At 28.6% G+C, this 21,916-nt stretch carries 14 protein-coding genes and 2 tRNA genes; 14 read left to right on the top strand and 2 right to left on the bottom strand.

Annotation, left to right across the window (positions count from 1 at the left end):
- The first annotated feature begins 46 nt into the window (after positions 1-46).
- The 7 genes from DPIF8902391_RS06345 (at position 47) to DPIF8902391_RS06315 (ending at position 13,844) form a co-directional block, all read left to right on the top strand.
- Positions 47-1,057 carry a helix-turn-helix transcriptional regulator gene (locus tag DPIF8902391_RS06345; protein WP_172505346.1) on the top strand — a complete coding sequence of 337 codons (1,011 nt, stop codon included), beginning with the start codon at positions 47-49 and terminating at the stop codon, positions 1,055-1,057.
- Between the two features lie 165 nt (positions 1,058-1,222).
- Positions 1,223-3,667, top strand: a complete 2,445-nt coding sequence (locus DPIF8902391_RS06340) for an N-6 DNA methylase (RefSeq protein ID WP_172505345.1) — start codon at positions 1,223-1,225, stop codon at positions 3,665-3,667.
- A gap of 46 nt (positions 3,668-3,713) precedes the next feature.
- A complete protein-coding gene (locus DPIF8902391_RS06335) occupies positions 3,714-4,595 on the top strand; it encodes a hypothetical protein (protein ID WP_172505344.1) in 882 nt (293 codons plus the stop codon).
- Between the two features lie 37 nt (positions 4,596-4,632).
- Positions 4,633-6,207, top strand: coding sequence for a class I SAM-dependent DNA methyltransferase (locus DPIF8902391_RS06330; RefSeq protein ID WP_172505343.1), 1,575 nt, complete (start codon positions 4,633-4,635; stop codon positions 6,205-6,207).
- Entirely contained in the window at positions 6,207-7,406 is a 1,200-nt protein-coding gene (locus DPIF8902391_RS06325) for a restriction endonuclease subunit S (RefSeq protein ID WP_172505342.1), read from the top strand. The genes DPIF8902391_RS06330 and DPIF8902391_RS06325 overlap by 1 nt, the downstream gene beginning before the upstream one ends.
- A 139-nt stretch (positions 7,407-7,545) precedes the next feature.
- A complete protein-coding gene (locus DPIF8902391_RS06320) occupies positions 7,546-10,368 on the top strand; it encodes a hypothetical protein (RefSeq protein ID WP_172505341.1) in 2,823 nt (940 codons plus the stop codon).
- A gap of 11 nt (positions 10,369-10,379) precedes the next feature.
- Entirely contained in the window at positions 10,380-13,844 is a 3,465-nt protein-coding gene (locus tag DPIF8902391_RS06315) for a DEAD/DEAH box helicase family protein (protein WP_172505340.1), read from the top strand.
- A 97-nt stretch (positions 13,845-13,941) separates the two neighbouring features.
- On the opposite strand, the gene DPIF8902391_RS06310 is transcribed toward DPIF8902391_RS06315, so the two are convergent.
- Both DPIF8902391_RS06310 and DPIF8902391_RS06305 read right to left on the bottom strand, forming a co-directional pair.
- Positions 13,942-14,014 (bottom strand) — tRNA-Phe (locus tag DPIF8902391_RS06310).
- Between the two features lie 60 nt (positions 14,015-14,074).
- A tRNA-Phe gene (locus tag DPIF8902391_RS06305) sits at positions 14,075-14,147 on the bottom strand.
- A gap of 120 nt (positions 14,148-14,267) precedes the next feature.
- On the opposite strand from DPIF8902391_RS06305, the gene DPIF8902391_RS06300 reads away from it, so the two are divergent.
- The 7 genes from DPIF8902391_RS06300 (at position 14,268) to DPIF8902391_RS06270 (ending at position 21,899) form a co-directional block, all read left to right on the top strand.
- Positions 14,268-14,999 (top strand): type III pantothenate kinase, encoded by a 732-nt coding sequence (locus tag DPIF8902391_RS06300; protein WP_058885749.1) that lies wholly within the window; start codon positions 14,268-14,270, stop codon positions 14,997-14,999.
- The gene (locus tag DPIF8902391_RS06295) at positions 14,992-16,260 is read left to right on the top strand and encodes a hypothetical protein (protein WP_058885748.1); all 1,269 of its coding nucleotides are present in this window, start codon (positions 14,992-14,994) and stop codon (positions 16,258-16,260) included. Before DPIF8902391_RS06300 ends, DPIF8902391_RS06295 begins: the two co-directional genes overlap by 8 nt.
- A gap of 24 nt (positions 16,261-16,284) precedes the next feature.
- Positions 16,285-17,595, top strand: coding sequence for a hypothetical protein (locus DPIF8902391_RS06290; protein WP_058885747.1), 1,311 nt, complete (start codon positions 16,285-16,287; stop codon positions 17,593-17,595).
- 9 nt (positions 17,596-17,604) lie between these two features.
- Positions 17,605-18,171, top strand: coding sequence for an LPS export ABC transporter periplasmic protein LptC (lptC, locus tag DPIF8902391_RS06285; RefSeq protein ID WP_172505339.1), 567 nt, complete (start codon positions 17,605-17,607; stop codon positions 18,169-18,171).
- 42 nt (positions 18,172-18,213) lie between these two features.
- Positions 18,214-18,411, top strand: coding sequence for a hypothetical protein (locus DPIF8902391_RS06280; protein WP_058885745.1), 198 nt, complete (start codon positions 18,214-18,216; stop codon positions 18,409-18,411).
- On the top strand, positions 18,411-19,703 hold the full coding sequence (locus DPIF8902391_RS06275) for a hemolysin family protein (RefSeq protein ID WP_083501090.1): 1,293 nt from the start codon (positions 18,411-18,413) through the stop codon (positions 19,701-19,703). Before DPIF8902391_RS06280 ends, DPIF8902391_RS06275 begins: the two co-directional genes overlap by 1 nt.
- 78 nt (positions 19,704-19,781) lie before the next feature.
- Positions 19,782-21,899, top strand: coding sequence for a peptidylprolyl isomerase (locus DPIF8902391_RS06270; protein WP_058885744.1), 2,118 nt, complete (start codon positions 19,782-19,784; stop codon positions 21,897-21,899).
- Positions 21,900-21,916 lie beyond the last annotated feature (17 nt).

The following is a 21,916-nucleotide window of genomic DNA, read 5'->3' as shown; positions in this document are numbered from 1 at the left end:
AGATATATAAACGCTTTAAAACAAAAAAATAAGAAAGAAAAAAGCTATGTCAACAAATAAACACGCTATTATTAGGTATCAAACATTAGATAAATGTTTTTCTAATACAGGCAAGCGATATTACATAGAAGATTTACTAGAAGCCTGTAATGATGCTATATTTAATTTTGATGCAGTATCAGGTGGGATTAAAAAAAGACAATTGTATGATGATATTAAGTTTATGGAATCAGTACAAGGTTGGTCCATTCCTTTAGAAAAAAGAAAAGACGGTAGAAGAGCTTTTTATAGGTATGAAAACCCATCTTTTTCAATAAATAATCAACCATTAAATGATGAGGAAGCTGAACAATTAAAATCTGCGATGTTAGTTTTAACAAGATTTAAAGGGTTGCCACAATTTGAGTGGATACATGAATTACTTCCTAAATTAGATAAAACTTTTAATTTATATAACGATAATCAGGAAATTATAAGTTTTGATAATAACCAATTTTTAAAAGGTACAGATTTTATAACACCTTTATTTAAAGCGATTCAGAATAAACAAACATTAATTATAACATATAAATCTTTTAAAAGTAATGTTTCACAGCATATTATCTTTCATTCGTACCATTTAAAACAGTATAATAATCGTTGGTTTTTATTCGGTAAAGATAATGATTATAATAATTTAATGAATTTAGCTTTAGATAGAATAGCCATTTTAGAACAAAGTTCTGAAGCTTTTGATGAAAGCCAATTAGTTAATTTTGAAGAGTATTTTGATGATTTTATAGGAGTAACCAAACCATCAAATGCTGTTTTAACGCATATAAGATTAAAAGCAAGCCTAGAACTATCTCCTTATATTATAACCAAACCTTTACATGGTTCACAAAAGAAAGTAAGCAAGTCAGATAATAATTTTATTTTTTCTATTGATGTGATTCCTAACTTCGAATTAACCAAGTTATTATTGTCTTTTGGAAACCAAATTACCGTAATTGAACCTCTTGAATTAAAAAATGAAATTGTAGCAAATCTAAATAAAAATATAGCTAATTATAACTAATGCAGATATAGTGCACAGATAGGTTTTATGTTTGCAGTGTAATTAAAAAGGATATTGTAAAAGGTTACAGTAAGTTTTTAGGTAATTACAACGAATGCAGATGCAATGCATAGTTAGGTTTTATGTTTGCAGTGTAATTAAAAAGGACGATTAAAAAGATAAAATATGAATAAAGAATATATCAATATTACAGAAAAAATTCAGGCAAGCTATAATAATAAAGGTTTGTTAAGTGGTTATGATTTTACGGTTTTTGTATTATCTACTATTTTATTTAGAAAATTAGGAAGTGTAAAATTGGTTGATTCTGAATATATATTTGATTGTTCAATAACAGAAAATAAAGAAATTGATTTTTTTATTAATGTATATAAGAATACGTTGAATACTGTAAAAAAAGAAGATGCTAAAGTAAATAAAGAAACAGAGATTTCGGCATCTATTTTAAAATTAGAAGAAAAAGTATTTGATAATTATTATTTGAAAATAGCAGAAATGTGTTTATCAACATATATATATAATAATATTTCTAATACTCTTTTTCCTATTCATGACTGTTTACAACCAAAAGAGTTAACTCAATTAATGATGAGTTTTTTACCCGAAAACGAAAACAGTACTGTTTACAATCCATTTGCAGGAACGTGTTCTTTAGGTATGAATTTAAGTGATAAAACAACTTATTACGCAGAAGAAATAGACTGTCGTTTATTGAAATTATCAGAATTAAGATTATTAATTGCAGGTAAAAATAATTTTAAAATAGTTACTAAAGATTCTATAGAGAGTTTGCAAGAATCATCAGTTTATAGATATGATTTTATAGTTTCGACACCTCCATTTGGTTCAAAAAACAGTAAAATTATAGATGCTTCATTTTCTAAATTAGCAGAAAAAGGTAAACTTGTTTTTACTGTTGCAGAGAGTATTTTATACGCAGGTGATAGATTAAATAAAGAATTTAGGCAAAATTTAGTGTTTCATAATCAAATAGAAACAATAATTAAATTGCCAAGTAGGTTTTTTGAATCTACAGCTATAAGTTCTTGCATTCTTGTTTTAAGAAAAGAGAATGTGAAAAATGCACCAATTAAATTAATAGATGCGTCAAAAATGGTTTTAGATGCAGAATATAAACAAAATATTTTAGATTTAGAAAATGTTTTAAAAGCTTTAAAATCAAAAGAAAATACTAAGTTTAGTAAATTTATTACAACAGAAGAAATTGTAAAAAATGATTATAATTTATCGCTAAATAGATATTTTATTGAAGAATTTAATTTAACAGAAAAAGAATCATCCGCTTTAGAAAAGTTATCAAACATCCTTACAATCGTAAAAAAGAAAAAAGTAAGTGAAGAAAAAGGTAAGCTTATAAAAATAGGTGATTTATCTAAAGATAAATTAGATTATATCAAAAATTTTGAAGATTTAGAAAATACAGCTTTAAAAAATGATGCCAATTTATTACATCAAGATTCTTTATTGCTGTCTTCATTACACGCAAGTTTAAATCCAACGGTATTTACTAAAACAGCTACGAATGTTTATTATTCACCTGCTCTTATTTTTGCTTGTTTAGTGAATACGGATAAAGTTAATTTAGAGTATTTGGTTTTAGAATTAGATAAAGAGTATGTTTCTAAACAGCTTAATTCAAAAATGATAGGAACAGTTATTCAAAGAATTTCAAGAAAAGATTTATTAGAACTTGAAATTGTATTACCTAGTTTGGAAGAACAAAAAATAAAAGTAAAATTATTTAAAGAAATTTTCTTCGAGGCTAAAAAAAGAGAATTAGAATTACAAAGAGAATTCTTAGGGCTTAAAGAGGATTCTTTTAAGGAGTTTGCTTCAATGAAACATACTTTTAGACAGTATCTAAACGATTTAAAATCAAATGTAGCAGGTACAAGAAAATTTATTTTAAAAAATAACGACAAAAATATTTCTTTAGATATGACTTATAGTAAAAATCTTAATATTTCTTTTAAAGAACACCTTTTAAGTTTAGAAAGTACTATTGATTCTATGGCTTATACTATTAATGATTTTGAGACTTTAAATCAGGAGTCAAAAAGTGAAGTTATAAACTTAAAAAGCATTATTGAAGAAGTAAAAAATAGAACTAAAAATCCAGAAATTTTTTCATTTGAAAAAACATTTATTGATATCGAGTTATTTCAGTTTGCTAAAAATTCAAAAGGATATGCTATAAATCCAGATGTTCTATTTAATAGAGAAGATTTTTTTAATATTTTCTCTAATATCATTTCAAATGCAGTTGATCATGGTTTTACTGATACTGATAAACAATATCGCATACGCACATCTTTAACTCCAGATTATCAAAATAAATATTGGATTCTTAATATTGAAAATAACGGAAATCCTATTCCTGTTGATTTTACCCAAGAACATCTAAAAATAAGAGGTGAAAAAACAACCAATAGTAAAGGTAGTGGAATTGGTGGAAATGATATTTATCAATTATTGAAAAAGAATAATTCAAGTTTTAACTTGAAAAAAAGTGAAGATTATAATTTTAAAGTGAATTACGAAATAATGATTCCTTTTAAAGAAGCTGACTTTACGTTTCAATTAGATTAAGAATAACAATCTAATTTTAAATTAATAATTTTATAAAATAAAGAAAATGACATATAACGTATTATGGATTGATGATGAGTACAAAACAAGAGGAACATCATTTATAACTTTAGCAGAACAAGATGATATTATTATAGAAGCTGTTGAATCTCATGAAGAAGGAATGGTAAAGTTAAAAGAAAAAGATGGCTTTTATGATGCTGTAATTCTTGATGCAAAAGTTAAACTTAATAAAGCCGATACTACTACAAATTTAAAAGGTTTGAGTGCTTCAAGAGATTTTTTAATAGCATATAATAAAGATAAAATACTACCTTATTTTATTTATACAGGACAACCTGATTATCAAAAAAATAATATTTTTGAAGACAGTTACGGTAAATATTATATAAAAGGAACAGATAATGAGCAACTTTTAGAAGATATAAAAATAGAAGTAGAGAATATAGAAATTAGAAGAGTAAAAAAAAAATATTCAGATATTTTTGAAATATTCGACTTAGGATATTTACCAGATTCTGTAGAAGAAAATATTTTAGATTTATTAATAAAATCACTTCCAAAAAATAATAGTGAGTTAAAAGGAGTTTTAACAAATATTAGAAGCATTCAAGAAAGTTGTTTTGTACAACTTGAAAATATTAGGGTTATTCCAAATTCTAAAGATTCTTTTAATAAAATTTTAAAACACCTTTCTGGAAATATTTCAAAAGATAGAGGTTACAAACCAGTAACGAACGTTTATCAAACAATAGAAATTGAAAATTTACAAAAATGGATTTATTTTACTTGTGGAAGGTATATTCATTATTTAGAAGAACAACATAATGATGGATATATGATTTCAAATTATGCTGTAGAATCTTTAAGAAACGGATTATTAGAGATACTTTTATGGTTTAAAAAAACATACAAAGAAAACATCTAACCCAACAACAAAAGCACACAAAAACGAAACAAAAACAATGATTACAGGAGAATTAAAAAGTAAGATTGATAAAATTTGGAATGATTTCTGGACAGGAGGAATTTCTAATCCGTTAACAGTAATAGAACAATTTACCTATTTAATATTTTTAAAACAATTAGATGCCCGACAAACTCAGGCTGAAAAATCACAAAATTTATTAGGTATTTCTCAAGCAGCTAAATTATACTCAGAAGCACAAAGACCATTGCGCTGGAGTAGTTTTAAAGAAAAAGATCCAGAAGTAATGTTCGATTTGTTTACTAAGCCTCAAAAAGATTTAGAAGATTTAACAGTATTCGACTTTATGAAAAATGTTGGTACACAAGGTGGTGTATTTGCAAAATATATGAAAGGCGCTATTTTTATGATTCAATCGCCAAAATTGTTAGACAAAGTTGTACAACAAATAGATAGTTTAGATTTAGATAAAAAAGACGTAAAAGGAGATTTATACGAATACATGCTTTCTAAAATTGCAGAAGCAGGTACAAATGGACAGTTTAGAACGCCTCGCCATATTATTCGTATGATGGTCGAAATTATGCAACCAAAACAAGACGATACTATTTGCGACCCAAGTTCGGGAACAGCAGGTTTTTTAGTATCCGCAGGTGAATATATTTCTAAAAAACATCAAGATTGGTTTAATCAACAGGAATTTAGAAATCATTTTAACAATACTATGTTTAATGGTATCGAGTTTGACCCGACAATGTTACGTATTGGTGCAATGAATATGCAATTGCACGGAATGGACAACCCTACTTTAATAGGAAAAGACGCGTTAAGCGAAAGCAATGCCGATGTAAACGAAGCGTATTCTTTAATTTTGGCTAATCCGCCATTTAAAGGAAGTTTAGATTATGACGAAGTAGAAAGTAGTTTGTTAAAAGTTACCAAAACTAAAAAAACGGAATTACTATTTTTATCATTAATGTTAAGAATGTTAAAAATAGGAGGAAGAGCAGCCGTAATTGTGCCTGATGGCGTTTTATTTGGTAGCTCGAATGCACATAAATCTATCAGAAAAGAATTGGTGGAAAATCAACAATTACAAGGCGTTATTTCGATGCCTTCAGGAGTTTTTAAACCGTATGCAGGTGTAAGTACTGCTATTTTATTTTTCACTAAAACCAATTCGGGAGGTACTGAAGATGTTTGGTTTTATGATATGAAAGCAGACGGATTAAGTTTAGACGATAAACGTAGTTTGTTAGTCGATGAAGAAATTTTTGAACAATGTTTCTCAGAACCAGAAAAGGTAAAAGAAGCCGTAAAAGGGAAATGTGATATCCCGCAAATATTAGCAGATGCCGATGAGGTTTTAAACTTAAATATAGCTGATAAAAAGGCAATTTCTAAAAAATATGCCGATAGAACAAAACAATCTTTCTTAGTACCAAAACAAGAAATTATTGATAACGATTGGGATTTATCTATAAACCGATACAAGGAAATTGTCTATGAAGAAATTGTGTACGAAAAACCAGCAACTTTAATTGCTCAAATTAAAGAATTAGACAATTTAAGAAACACTGCTTTGTTGAATCTTGAAAAATTGATGCAATAATGGAGTTAGTTGAATTAAGTAAAGTTTGTGATTTAAAGAACGGGTTTGCTTTTAAATCTAAAGATTATGTAGAAATATCAGATACATTAAGTTGTAGAATGAGTAGTATTAGACCTGGAGGATATTTCGATTTGCATCATAATAAAAGGTTTTTACCTAATAAATTCATTAATTTATATTCGGATTATTTACTAAAAGATGGCGATATAGTTATTGCAATGACCGATTTGGCAGGAGATCCTAAAATTTTAGGAGTTCCAACTATTGTTAAAACAGAGGGTAAATTTTTATTACAGAATCAACGAGTTGGTAAATTAATAATTAAAGATGATAAACAAGTTTTTGTCCCTTATTTACAATATGCTTTAAATAGGTCAGAAAATAAAAGTTATTACAAAAAATTTGCAAGTGGTGGTCTACAAATTAATATTGGAAAAAAAGAGATATTAGGTAATAAAATCCCATTACCATCATTAGAAATTCAAAAAAAGATAGCAAGTATTTTAGAACAAGCTGATAAAATCCGTCAATTAAACAAACAATTAATTGATAAATATGACGCTTTAACACAAAGTTTATTTCTTGAAATGTTTGGTGACCCTGTTTTAAATCCGAAAGGTTGGGAGAAAGTTAAGTTTAATGAAGTTGGTAAATTAGATAGAGGAAAATCTAAGCACAGACCAAGAAATGCACCAGAGTTATTAGGTGGAGAATATCCATTAATTCAAACTGGAGATGTTGCAAATTCAGGCGGTTATATAACTAAATTTAAATCAACATATTCAGAAATTGGTTTAGCACAAAGTAAAATGTGGGATTCTGGAACTTTATGTATAACTATTGCTGCAAATATTGCAAAAACAGGGATTTTAACTTTTGATGCTTGTTTTCCTGATAGCGTTGTCGGATTTATTCCTAATGAAAAAACAAATGTTATTTATACTCAATTTTGGATTTCTTTTTTACAGAAAATATTAGAAGATTCAGCTCCAGAATCAGCTCAAAAGAATATTAATTTATCAATTTTGAGAGATTTAGATTTTATGAATCCTCCGCTAAAACTTCAAAATGAATTTGCAGAAAGAGTTAAAATTATAGAAAATCAAAAAAAACAAGCAGAAGTATCTTTACAAAAAAGCGAAGATTTATTTAATAGCTTGTTACAAAAAGCCTTTAAAGGAGCGTTAGTTAAAGAATAAATAAGTACATTTAGGCTAAATTGAAAAAAAAGAGAATTGCTATGAAAAACTTCACTTATAATTTCAATACGTACCCTTCAATAAATAATTTTTAAGGGTAATAAATGATGTTGTTTTTTTAGCGTTATACATAAAGTTAATGCGTGTTTCAGAACTTATTAAAAACTTAAAGCTGTCTTTTGATGGCTTAAAATTATACGAGCAATATTTAGAGATTACAATAGATAATTTACATCAAAAGTTATCTGATGAAACTTGTTTAAAAATTTTAGCAATCCATAATAATAGCGAAATTCAACATAAAATAGCTCAACAAAAAAAACAGTTATCAGAAAAAAGAAAACCTCAAAGAAGAAAACCAATCCCCCGAAAAATAATAGATACTTCAGAGAAATTTATAGGAACTATAGATTGGTATTACAATCGTAGTAATAAAGGCGAATATGGTTTTGTAAAGCAGGCAACCTTAGAAAGTGTTTATTTTAAAGGCGATGTTGTTACAGGAGTTAATCCGATGTTATTAAAAGAAAATGAATTAGTCATTTTTGAAATTTTTACTAGAGATTTAGATAGTAAAAGAAAACATGCGACAAAATTATACAGAGTAGCAGACGAAACAGATATCGTATTTTTAATTTCGAATAGTTTTTTAAAACATCCAAGTTTTTTAAACCTTGCCTTAAATTTAGCAAATAAAGAAGATTTTGTTTTAAAAGAAGCACAGAAAATAGAACTAGCAGCACTTTTTGATAAAAATTTAAATAATCAAGAATATTTAATTTCGTTAAAGTTAAATAACACGCTAACAATTCTTACTCTTTTAGAAAAATTAGGGCTTCCTGTAAATACAAAAATTTACGAAGAGCTTAGTTCTGTCGATAAATTCGAAATTTTAAAAACAACAAATTATCCAATTTTATTTAATGATGTTAAAGAGCTTCTTATTAATTATGTTTTAGAAGGCGTTAAAGATGATTACGCTTTGTTAAATAAATTAAAAATAGCCGACAAAAAAAATCTTTTAGAAATTGTTTATACTAAAATAGTAGAAGGTGTAGAAGTTAAGAATATTCTAAATATTTTAAACTACTTAAAAACCAATATAACTATTGATTTTAATCAATTACGCCCCGAAATATTATTAGAATTATGGTTTGCAAATAATTTAGATTTTTTTCCTATTGATGTTATTTATAATTACATTTTAGAATGGAAACATCTTTTAAATAAAAAGTTATTAGAATATGATATCAGTGTTTCTTATAAAATGGAACTCGAAAAAATTATAATAAATTTATCAGAAAAAGAACGTCGAGAATTATTTTATAAAAGTCATTATCAAATAGATGAAATAAAAGAAATAACAACTTTAACACCAATTTTATTTTTTAAAGATAAAATAAATCCTGAGGAATTTCAGAAAGAATTTTTGACAACTATTTTAAATAAATCGTCAGAATTTATAAAGATGTATTTATTTGTACAAGATTATACTGATGAATTAGATTATAATAATGCGGTAATTTATACAGGATTTCTTTCTTCTGAACATCAAAAAATATTTTTTAAGAAAATATTAATGTTGATAACAACAAATGTTTTAAATGTAGGTCTAGACGATTTGCTAAAAATAATAACATTTGATTATCAAGATAATGTTTATGCAAAAAGTATAAACGGTGTTGGATTAGATTTTACGTTAAGCGTTATTTTAAAAATAGCCAGCGATTTAAAAAATGATACAATTACCAATCAACAAACAATGTTTGAAATCATTGCAAATCAAATTAAAACTCCGCAAGATTTATTAGAGATTAATGGTTTTTTTAGTGAATGTACTGGAAGAACGAAAACTGAATCTATTATTCACGGTAAAGGTGAAGACCAGCAAATTAGTTATGCAACTAAAAAAACAGATTATAAACCAAGGTTTTCATCTTTTTGTGATGGAAGAAAAGCATTGCATAAAATTACAGGAGAACCTGTATTATCTACACAAGAAAACTTTGAATTTTGGTGGTGTGAAAATACGCCTTGTTTTGAAATTTGTAGAACACAAAACACGCCCGAAAATTGGCGAGATTATACTTTAGAAGATGTTTTAACAATTTTAGACATACCATTTAACCAACAACAATACGAAATTGTTTTAGGTGTTATAAATAAAGTCAACAGATTTTTAGAACATTTAAAATGTAAATCTTGTAACACAATTTTAAGACCTAATGGTAATTCAAAATATGGTTTTCATAGAGTTTCACATTTTTCTTGTACAAATGAAAGCTGTGGGAAACCAGATAAAAACGTGTATTTAAGCCATTGTTTAAATGGTAAATGTTCAGATGTTATAGATAGTAGAACAACTGTAAAATGCCGTTCTTCACAAGCAGCTGAACCAGAAAAAAGTGGCTGGTATATTTGTAATAATTGTTTGTCTTGTTGTAGTACACAAAAATTAATAGCAAGAAAAAATACAACAGAAAGGTTTGGGTATAATTATAATGGTCATACCGTTGGACATTTAGATTTAGGAATTATTTGTTGCCCGAAATGTGGTACAGAAACCAAAGAAAAAGGAATTGATATAGATGAATACAATAGAGTATTAAATTGGTTTAAGTCTAAAATAGGAACAGATTCTATACAGAAAAGCGGGCAAAGAGAAGATGGGAAATGGTGGTTTAGATGGAGTCAAGGAAATATTGAAACAGCAAAGTTTAAAGAAGTACTGCTAGAAATTAAAAATTGCGGTTTTCAAGTTCCAAACTATAACAAGAATGATAATGTACAGTTTATTTCAGAAACGTATAATAAATTAAATACAATGTCAAACATTTTTGAGTGCGATAATTGTAGTCATATAATAGATTTAAATGATAAACAAGAATTTGATTATTCAAGGGTAAAAGCAGTAAAATCATTTCATAGTAATATATTTTCAAAATTAGAAAAGAGTATTTAAAAAAAATTGACATGAGTAACTTTAGTTTTTTAAAAGAGGAATTTATTCAAATGTATAACGAAGCTGTAATAGCAGAAAAATATACATTTATAGCACCAAAATATGCAGCTTTACAATGTCGAATAACACTCGAATTGGGTATTAATTGGCTGTATGATAACGATACAGATATGAAGCGTCCGTACGATGTTAATTTATCGGCATTGCTGTTTGATAAATCTTTTAGAGAAACTGTAAACAGAATGATGTTTAGAGAACTCGATTTAGTTCGTAAAATCGGGAATGATGCTGCTCATGGAAGAACAGTTTCAAAGGAACAAGCGTTGGTTTGTTTAAGAAGTATTTTTAGGTTTTCGACATACCTTAGTAAATATTACAGTAAATTAAACCCAGAAATCCTTGATTTTAATGAGAGTTTTATAGGTGAACTAGAAGGAAGTATTAAAGATAAAACCACAAAAGAACTTCAATCTAGGGCAGAAGAAGCAGAAGTAAAACTAAAGGAATTAAAAAATACTAAAGAAAAAAAAGAGGAATTACAAAAAGAAAATGCGGTTTTAAAATTACAAGTACAACAACAGCAAGAAGAATTATTGGCAAGGAAAATATTTCGAAAAGCTGAAATTAATGAAGCCGAAGCAATTCCAATTCTTACATCCGAATCAGAAACACGTAAATTATTTATAGATGTTTTATTAAAAGAAGCGGGATTTAATAGTTTAAAAAAGGGTTTAGATATAGAGTTTTCTGTAACAGGAATGCCAAAAGTTACAAATCCTTCAGGTGTTGGTTACGTCGATTATGTTTTATGGGGAGACAACGGTTTACCTTTAGCAGTTATAGAGGCAAAAAGTACATTGCATGATGCAGCCAAAGGAAAGCATCAAGCATTTTTATATGCCGATTGTTTAGAGAAAATGACAGGGCAAAGACCTATTATATTTTATTCTAACGGTTTTGAAACTTTTATTTGGGATGATACTTTTTATCCGTCAAGAGAGGTTTCAGGTTTTTATACAAAATCAGAATTAGAATTTTTAATTGAAAAACGAAAATCAAGAGAAGATATTCGAAATTTTACTGTAAATACAAATATTGCTGGACGACCTTATCAGTTAGAAGCGCTTAAAAGAATAGGAGACTCTTTAGTAACAACACATCAAGGATATTTAAAAGGGAAAAATAGAGAAGCTTTGTTAGTAATGGCAACAGGTAGCGGAAAAACCAGAACTGCTGCTGCTGCTGTAGATATGTTTGTAAAATGTAACTGGGCAAAAAGAGTATTGTTTTTAGCCGATAGAAATGCCTTAGTAACGCAGGCAAAGAACGCTTTTAAGGAACATTTACCACATTTATCTGCTATTGATTTAACGAAAGAAAAAGAGGATACAGGTACACGTTTGGTGTTTTCTACCTATCCAACTATTATGAATAAAATTGATAGTTTAAAAAATGAAGACACTAGATTTTATGGTGTCGGTCATTTTGATATAATTATAATAGATGAAGCACATAGGTCTATTTATCAGAAATATGGTGCTATTTTCGATTATTTTGATGCTATTTTAATCGGATTAACTGCTACACCTAAAAAAGATGTAGACCACAATACCTATTCTTTATTTGGTATTGAAGATGATAATCCAACAATGGCTTATGAATTAACACAAGCTGTAAATGATAAGTTTTTAGTGCCTCCAAAAGCAATGGATGTTCCTATAAAATTTTTACACGAAGGAATTAAATATAAAGATTTATCAGCAAAAGATAAAATTAAATTTGAAGAAAAATTTGGCGATTTTACTTTAGAAGATGACGATACTCCGCAAATAGATAAAGGGCTACTAAATAAGTTTTTATTCAATACAAAAACCGTAGATACTGTTTTAGATTATGTAATGACAAACGGTATAAAAGTAAATGCTGGCGATATGTTGGGTAAAACCATCATTTTTGCTAAAAACCACAGACATGCTATTTTTATTGAAGAACGATTTAATAAAAGCTATCCAGAATACAGTGGCGGTTTTTTAAAAGTAATAGATAATTACGAATCTAAAGCTCAAGATTTACTAGAAAAATTTTGTGATGATAAACAGCATCAAATGCCACAAATTGCAGTTTCTGTAGATATGATGGATACAGGTGTAGATGCGCCACAAGTTGTAAATTTAGTATTTTTTAAACAAGTAAGATCTTATGCTAAGTTTTGGCAAATGATTGGTAGAGGAACTCGTTTAAGACCTAATTTATTTGGACCAGCAAAGGATAAAGATAAGTTTGTAATATTTGATTTCTGTTCTAATTTTGATTATTTTGATGAGTTTCCTGATGGCGTAAGTCCAAGTGCCACAAAAACAATATCTCAAAATATTTTTGAAACAAAATTACATATTATTGATGCTATTAGAAATAGTACTGTTTCTTCTGAAAAAAACGATGTATTAGCTGAGGTTTATACTAATGAATTACATAATGATATTAACACCTTAAATGAGGATAGATTTGAGGTAAGAAAGCATTTGAGATTGGTTATTGAGTTTAAAAAAAGAGAAAGATGGAATAATTTAACGGTAGGAGATATTGCGGATATTTGTGCAAGTTTATCAAATTTATCTGCAAATAAGAATGAAAATGATGAGTTAGCAAAACGTTTTGATTTATTGTCTTTACGCTTACAATTAGCAATTTTAAACAATGCTAAATCCCAAGAAAATTATATTGCTAGAATTCACGATATTGGTATTAAGCTTTATAAGAAAAGGAATATTCCTGTTGTAGCAAATAAATTGCAATTAATCAATCAAATTAAAGAACTACAATTTTGGACAAATATAGATATACAGCAAATCGAGTATATTAGACTTGAGTTAAGAGAATTGATAAAGTTTATTGATAAAGAAAGTATTGTTCCAATATATACCGATTTAGAGGATGAATTGTATGATACTAAAATTTCAGAACGGGATATTTTACCAACCTATACAAGGTTGCAAAGTTATAAAGATAGAGTTGAGGCTTTTATCAGGAAAAATAAATCTCATTTGGTAATAGATAAATTGCATAAAAATATCCCAATAACCGATAAAGAATTATCTCTTTTAGAATCTTTATTATTTGATGAAGAAAATAGCACAAAACAAGATTATCAAAAGGAATATGGCGAATTGCCTTTGGGTAAATTTATAAGAAGTATTATCGGTTTAGATATAGAAGTTGTAAATACATTATTTGCTAGTTATATTCAAAATGAAAATTTACAACCAGCACAAATTTCTTTTATTAATAAGCTAATTAACTATTTAAACATTAACGGAACTTTAGATAAATCATTACTCGTAAAACCACCATTTACAGAAACTCATGATAATGGTATTATCGGTGTGTTTTCTAATGAACAAGATATTAGAAAAATTATAGCTGTTGTAGATTTAATAAACGATAGCGTAATTGTTAATAACAGTGTAATTGCGTAAGTAAATTTGATATTAATTAAATATTAATATTTGTTCCTTTTGTTGTCCCTGTAAAATACAAAAACCCTATAAACATTGAGTTTATAGGGTTTTTCGGTGGTGCCTCCAGGAATCGAACCAGGGACACAAGGATTTTCAGTCCTTTGCTCTACCAACTGAGCTAAGGCACCGTTGTGCTTATATAAAAGTAACAAATAAATTTAGCAATTTTGCAATTGAAAAAAATATTGTGGTGCCTCCAGGAATCGAACCAGGGACACAAGGATTTTCAGTCCTTTGCTCTACCAACTGAGCTAAGGCACCAGTTTGCTACTTTCGTTTAGCGGGTGCAAATATACAACTCTTTTTTACTTATCCAAACTTTTTGATGATATTTTTATTAAAAAAATCTAATGTAACTTTGAAATCTAAAAAAATACAAGCATGAATTTGAGTATCGATGTCGGGAATACAAGGGGTAAAATAGCTGTTTTTCAGGGTGATATAATTGTAGAGGTTGTTGTTTTTAATGCTTCCGAAATTATAAAAGTTATCGAAAAAATAATTTCAAAATATTTTGTTTCAGCAAGTATTATAGCTTCAGTAGCTAGTATTTCAGAAAAAACATCCGAAGAAATAAAAAAAATATTAAATCCTATTTATTTGACAAATCAAACAAAAGTACCTTTTAAAAATCTTTATGGAACGCCAAAAACTTTAGGAGTGGATAGAATTGCGCTCGCAGCTGCCGCCGTGAAAATTTATCCGAAGAAAAATATTTTAGTAATTGATGCCGGAACTTGTATTACGTTTGATTTTATCAATCGTAAAAAAGAATATTTAGGAGGCGCAATTTCGCCAGGTATTGCCATGCGCTACAAAGCCCTGCATCATTTTACGTCAAAATTACCGTTATTAGAAGCAAAAGAAGTTGATAATTTTATTGGAGTTAACACAAATACGTCTATACATTCAGGAATTGTAAATGGTGTTTGCAATGAAATAAATGGCGTTATTGAGCAATATCAAAAAAAGTTTAGCGATTTAACAGTTGTTTTAACAGGAGGCGACACCTTTTTCTTGGCTAAACAATTAAAAAGTGGCATATTTGCCCATCCAAATTTTGTTTTGGAAGGATTACATACCGTTTTGACATATAATTTAACAAATGATTAAGAAACTTATATTAGTATTACTTGTATTAAGTGCAATAACAACGTTTGCACAGAGAAATAGTGCTTCGCCTTATTCTTATTTTGGAATTGGTGAAACTTTTGAGGCAACTACTGTAGAGAACGCTTCTATGGGACGAATTGGAGTTGCTTTAAATGATACGCATCATTTAAATTTTGTAAATCCGGCAGCAAATGCATCTTTAAGAGTTGCTACCTATGGTATTGGTGCTAGTTCAAATTTTTTAACATTAGAAAAAGAAAATACATCTAATTCTGGGAGTTCAACAAGCTTACGATATGTTTCTTTAGGGTTTCCTTTAGGCAAAAAAGCAGGGTTGTCGGTAGGTTTACAGCCATTTACATCTGTAGGGTATTCTTTGTTAGATACTCAAATTAAAGATGAAATAACCTCTTTTAAAGGTGAGGGAGGAACAAATAAAATATATGCAAGTTTTGGTACTTATATCGTTAAAGGGCTTTCAGTAGGGCTAGAAGCGGGTTATGTTTTTGGAAACTTAGAAAATAATGTAATACATCAAAAAAACGGAATTCCTTTAGCTACAAAATATCAAGATAAAGTAGATGTAAGAGGTGGTCTTTTGAAATTTGGAGCACAATATAAAACTCTTTTAAATGATAAAATAAATTTATATACAGGAGCTTCTTTTAGTTTTAAAAATGATTTATCGACTAAAGGAAACAAAAAAATGTCTTCAATTATTTTAAATGTTTCGGGGCAAGAAACAGAAAAAAAACAGTTTTTTAGTAGGGCTGTTAATGGAGATATAACAATACCAATGAAAAGTATTTTTGGTTTTGGTTTAGGAAAAGAAAATAAATGGTACCTAGGGGTTAATCAAGAATTCAAAAGTGCTTTAAATAGTGGTAATAATTTAGCTATTGGTGGTAACGGATATAAATATGATGACTCAAGTAGGTTGTCAATAGGAGGGTATTATATTCCTAAAATAAATTCGATTTCAAATTATTGGAAAAGAGTTACTTATAGGGCTGGTATGCGTTTTGAAGATACCGGATTATTAATACAAACGGGTACTGATTTTACAGAAATAAAAGACTTTGGCATAAATGTTGGATTAGGGTTGCCATTGCCAAGACAATTATCGAATGTAAACATCGGCTTAGAGTATGGGCAAAAAGGAACGGTTAGTAATAACTTAATAAAAGAAAAATATTTTAATGTTCGATTAAGTTTATCTTTGAATAGTACTAAGTGGTTTCATAAAAGAAAAATAGATTAACAAAACAACAAAACAATCAATAGGATGAAGAAAATTACGTATTTGCTAACAGGATTATTTTTGTTTGTGGCAGTAAACGGTGTCAAGGCGCAAGCAAGTCAAGAGTGTAACATGAAGTACAATCTTTTTAAAGGAGACACAAAAACAGGTAAGTATGATGCTGCCAAAATAAACTTAGAGTATTTATTAGCTAACTGCCCAAAATTATCAGTTAACATTTATAAATATGGGGCTAAAATTGCTGTAAAAACAAAAGACCCTGTATTAGCTAAAAGAATTTACGATGCTAGATTTGTTAATTTTCCTGTAAAAGGAGCTGCAAAAGCACATAGTAACTACGCAACGTATTTACTGAAAAATAAATTAGCAACCGATCAAGAGGTTTTTGTATACTTAAAAAAGGCATACGATATTTCACCTAAAGATATGAGTGTTAAAAATATTTTTAGATATTTTCAATCAACAGCAGATGCTAATAAAGATAGCAATCCTCAAAAAGTTTTTGATACTTATGATGATGTAATGGAGTCTGTTAATGAAAAATTAGAAGACTATAATAAGAAAGTAGCTAAACTGCAATTAAAAGATTCTTTAGGTACTATTGGTGCTAGAGAAAAAAGAAATTTAAAAGCTTATACAATTAACTCTACTTCTTTAGGACAAGTAGAAGGAGGTTTAGATGCGATGATTTCTAAAATAGCAACTTGTGAGCGATTAATTCCTATTTATACTAGAGATTTTGAAGGAAAGAAAACTGACGGAGTTTGGTTAAAAAGAGCGGTTTCAAGAATGTATAATAAAGGATGTCAAACAGATCCTTTATTTGAAAAGTTAGCAAATGCCTATGCTGAAACAACACAGTCGGCTGATGCATACAATTTCTTAGCAGGAGTTTTAGCTAAAAATGGTGACAAAAGTGGTGCTGCTCAAATGAAAAAGAAAGCTTTTGATTTAGAAACAGATCCATTTAAAAAGGCGAAGTATAAATTAAGAGAAGCACAAAGTGCAGGAGGAAGCAGAGCAAGAGCTTTAGCATATGAAGCGTTAAAATATAACCCAAACATGGGGAAAGCATATTTATTTATCGCAAGTTTATATCAAAGAAGTGCCAATTCTTGTGGTGCTGATGAATTTGAAAAAAGAATGGTATATGTAGCTGCTTTAAACAAAGCTTTAAAAGCAAGTAAAGTAGATCCGGGATGTGGTGCTGGTAGATATATTGCTAGTTACCGAAAAAATATGCCATCAAAAAAATTAGTATTCCAAAAAGGGGTTGCTTCAGGAGCAACGCATAAAATTGGATGTTGGATTGGTGAAACTGTTCGTATTCCATAATAAATTTTGATGAAACAAAATATCACAAATACATACAAAAGCATTGTTGCCATTTTTATGGTAACAATGCTTTTTTCATGCGTAAATTCTAAAAAAGAAGTACGAGATTTTTTAGCGGATAAAAATATGCCCGTAGGAATGGCTAAAAATATTTATCACATTAAAAAAGATTCAGGAAAGATAACCTCGAAAACAAAAGCGCCTATTTTTCATGACTTTTCTAACCGTAAAGAGCATCCTTATACGGAGTTTCCAAAAGGAATTAAAATTGTTTCTATTGATAAAACCCAACGTGATTCAACAAGTATTACAGGGAATTATGCCATAACATATACCAAAACTGCAATTTCTGAAATTAAAGGAAATGTGGTTATTTTAAATTATAAAGAAAATACAAAATTAGAAACCAATCAGTTATTTTGGGATCAAAAAGAACATTATTTTTTTACCGAAGATGGTTTTAGATTAACAACATTGCAAGACACGATTAATGGTTTTGGTTTTGAATCAAAAGAAAACTTAACCAAATGGATTGCCAAAGATATAACAGGGAATTTGCAAGCCAATCAAAAATAAAGCAGAAAAATAACATACAAGTATAAATAGAAAGATAATAATATGAACACTTTTTGGAAATATTTACAATACGGGTACTTAGTTATTGGCGCACTTTTTTTTATTGAAGGGATTTTAAAATTTAATTCAGATAAAGAAGAAGCATTTATTATGTTTGGTTTTGGTATCTTTATTACTTTAATTTTCTTTTTTAAACGTCATTTTAGAAGAAAACTAGCCAAGAGAAATCAACAACAATAATGGAATTTGAAATCATTGTAATTTTTGTATCAATACTATTTTCAGCCTTTTTTTCAGGGATGGAAATCGCCTTTATTTCGGCGAATAAATTACATATTGAATTAGAGAAAAATAGGGTAGGTTTTTTGCCTAAAATTTTAGCGATATTAACCGAAAAATCTTCAAAATTTATCACCACAATGTTGGTTGGTAATAATGTAGCGTTGGTTATTTATAGTTATTTTATGGGGCGTTTGCTAATGCACTGGTTTCACTTGGTCTTACCAAGTAATATTATTTTTATAAACTATTTATTAGACGATTTAAGTTTATTAACCCAAACAGTAATATCGACCATTGTTATTTTAGTAACAGCAGAATTTTTACCCAAAACAATGTTTCGGATTTATGCCAATGAAATGCTCAAGTTTTTTGTGGTTCCTGCCTATTTCTTTTACTTGTTATTTTATGGAATTACATGGGTTATTACCAAAATTTCAGATTTTTTCCTCTTTCTTATCTTCCAAATAAAAGAAAACGAAACTAAAACAGAGTTTAGCAAAGAAGAGCTAGGAAATTATATTGTAGAACAATTAGATAGAGGAAATGATGCCGATGCTATTGATTCGGAAATTCAAATTTTTCAAAATGCTTTAGAGTTTCACAAGGTAAAAGCTCGTGAAATAATGGTGCCTCGTACCGAAATAATGGCCATTGAGATGCACGAATCAGTAGAAAACCTAAAAAATATATTTATAACAACAGGTTTGTCTAAAATATTGGTATATAAAAACTCGTTAGACGATATTTTAGGCTATGTAAATGCCTTTGAATTATTTAAAAATCCTACATCTATTAAATCAATATTATTGCCTGTTGAATTTGTGCCAGAATCAATGATAATTAACGATGTTTTAAATAGTTTAATGAAAAAACGCAAAAGCATTGCGGTGGTTGTTGATGAATATGGCGGTACTTCAGGTATTATTACTGTAGAAGATGTGGTAGAAGAATTGTTTGGTGAAATTGAGGATGAGCATGATAATCAAGAATTATTAGAAGAAAAAATAAACGCTACTGAATTTAATTTTTCGGCACGTTTAGAGGTTGATTATTTAAATGAAGAATACGATTTAAACATTCCTAAAGAAGAAGCTTACGAAACTTTAGGTGGTTTTATTATAAATTACACCGAAACAATACCCGAGCAAGGCACTATTTTACAGCTAGATAAACTCTACATAAAGATACTAAAAGTAAGCGCTACAAAAATTGACGATTTGTATTTAAAAATTACCGATAAAGAAGCTTAAAAAAAACAGCTTCAAAAAACATTGTTTTATTTAAAGTGAAATTGTATTTTCGCTCACTGTTAATAAAATAAATAACGTATGGCAATCTTATCGAAAATTAGAGAACGTTCAATGTTCTTAATTCTTGTAATTGGTTTAGCACTTTTTGCTTTTGTATTAGACCCTTCTACAATATCAGACTTTTTTAATGCAAGTAAAGTAAATGAAATTGGCGAAGTAAATGGAGAAGTCATCTCTCGTCAAGAATTTGCAGAAGCTTTAGAGGCATATAAAACACAAACAGGTAACCGTGTTTCTGAAATGCAAGCAGCTAAAACTGTTTGGGGAAATATTGTTAGACAAAAAATTTATAAAACTCAGTTAGAAGAAGCAGGAATTACTGTGGGCGATGCTGATATTATGAATAGTTTATATGAAACAGAATTCATACAAAACGATCCAAGGTTTCAAACTTCAAATATTTTAGATAAAAATAAACTAAAAAGTTATTTAGCTACAATTAAAGAAGAAAATGGTGCTGATTGGAGAAATTGGCAAAATTATATGTCTTCTTTAAAAAACAACCTTGAAAAAACAGCGTACGACAATCTTGTTGCTGCAGGTTTAGGTGCATCGTTAAAAGAAGGTGAAGCGCAATATTTAACTGCAAATACAAAAATTTCAGGTAAATATGTATATGTTCCTTATACTTCAATTAAAGATGATCAGGTAAAAATAGCTGCAAGCGATATTAAAAATTACATCAGCAAACATTCTGCAGAATTTCAAGTGGCTGCTTCAAGAGACATCAACTTTGTAAAGTTTGATATTAAAGCAACAACTCAAGACGAAACTTTAATTAAAGCACAAGTTGCTAGCTTAATTGAAGATTCAGAAACTAAAGGAAGTATTGCTGTAAAAGGATTAAAAAATACGACTGATTATGCAGTATTTTTATCAGAAAATAATTCTGACACAACACTTGATAACAATTACAAATTCAAATCTCAAGTACCACAAGCAGTAGCAGAAGCTATTTTTAATGGTAAACAAGGCGATGTTTTTGGTCCTTATAAAGATGCAAATTATTTTAAATTATCAAAAATAACAACGGTAACTCAATTACCAGACTCTGCTAAGGCAAGTCATATTTTAATTCCTTTTGTTGGAGCTGCAAGCGCAGATGCTACGGTTACCCAAACAGAAGAACAAGCAAAACAAACTGCTGATAGTTTATTGGCAATTGTAAAAGGGAGTAGTGCTAAATTTGCTGCTTTAGCAAAAGAGTTTTCTTCGGATAAAGGTTCTGCTGAAAAAGGTGGTTTTTATGACTGGTTTGGTTATAACAGAATGGTACCTTCTTTTAGAGATTTCGTTTTTGAAGGAAAAAAAGATGCTGTAGGGGTAGTAAAATCTCAATTCGGATTCCATGTAATTAAAATTGATGGTCAAAAGAATTTTCAGCCAGTGGTTAAATTAGCAACATTTTCTCGTAAAATTGAAGCTTCTGAAGCAACTGAAGATGCTGTTTTTAAAAATGCCGAAACATTTGCTTTAGCATTATCAAACGGTAAAAGTTTTGACGAAGTAGTAAAAGCACAAAAATTAACTTCTCAGCCAGCAATTGGTTTAAAACCTTTAGATGAAACAGTAGCAGGTATTGGAAAAGAAAGAGAAATTATTACTTGGTCTTTTAACAAAGAAACTAAAAAAGGCGCTTCTAAGCGTTTTGATATTGAAGGTGGTTATGTTGTGGCAACTTTAACTGGTAAAACAGCAAAAGGTTTAATGTCGGCTGAAAAAGCAACAGCACAAGTACGTCCTATTTTAACAAACTTTAAAAAAGCGAAATTAATTGAAGCTAAAATTACTGGAACTACTTTAGCTGAAATAGCAAAATCAGTTTCTGTAACTGTTAAAAATGCTACGGATGTAAATTTACAATCGCCAACAATTTCGGGAGTAGGATATGAGCCAAAAATAATAGGAGCAATGCTTAACGCTAAGCAAAACAAGGTAATTAAAAATGTAGTAGGTGATAAAGGTGTGTTTGCTTTTCAAGTAACAGCTAAAAAATTACCAACAGCATTACCAAATTACGATTCTTTTAGAAAGCGTTTAGTAAACGAACGAAAAAATAAAACATTCCAAATGTATGAAGCGATTAAAAAAGCATCAAACATTGAAGACAATATGACTTCTTTTTACGGAATCTAAAAACTAAATAAAATATA

Origin of the sequence: Tenacibaculum finnmarkense genomovar ulcerans, from assembly GCF_900239495.1 — a bacterium.
Taxonomy (GTDB): domain Bacteria; phylum Bacteroidota; class Bacteroidia; order Flavobacteriales; family Flavobacteriaceae; genus Polaribacter; species Polaribacter ulcerans.
The sequence above is the reverse complement of the archived record's forward strand: the minus strand, read 5'-3'. Positions and strand labels throughout refer to the sequence as shown.